This window comes from Terrabacter sp. RAF57 (assembly GCF_052113925.1).
GTDB lineage: Bacteria > Actinomycetota > Actinomycetes > Actinomycetales > Dermatophilaceae > Terrabacter.
Genome location: NZ_JBFRDT010000064.1, coordinates 1 through 373, shown reverse-complemented (window position 1 = coordinate 373; position 373 = coordinate 1). Strand labels below are relative to the sequence as shown.

The window sequence follows — 373 nt, the reverse complement described above, 5'->3', positions numbered from 1 at the left end:
GTGGTGCGCTGGACGCCCAGCATGTCGGCCAGGAACTCCTGGGTCAGGCTTATGGTGTCGACGTCTATGCGGTCGCGGAACCCCAGCAGCCAGCGGCAGAAGCGGGCTTCGACCGCGTGCAGGGCGTTGCAGGCCACCGACTGGATGGCGTGGCCGAACAGCGCGTCATTGTGGCGCTCGATCAGGTCGCGCAGGATCGCGCTGCGCTCGACCCCTTCACGCAGGGCCGAGGCGCTGATGCGCGAAACCCCGCCCGGCGCCTGGACGATGGCGCGCGACAGCGACTGGCGCGGCGAGATAGCGGCCATCAGGCCAAGGCCGCCTTCGCGCCCGATGGTGGCCGACTCGATGGCCGCGCCGTTCTACATCAGCG

Annotated in this window: 1 protein-coding gene; it reads right to left on the bottom strand. The window is 70.0% G+C overall.

Going from position 1 to position 373, the window contains the following annotated elements; all coding sequences use genetic code 11:
- On the bottom strand, positions 1–308 hold a 308-nt coding region (locus AB4Y83_RS22715; RefSeq protein ID WP_442298284.1), incomplete at its 3' end, for a Crp/Fnr family transcriptional regulator.
- Positions 309–373: the final 65 nt, after the last annotated feature.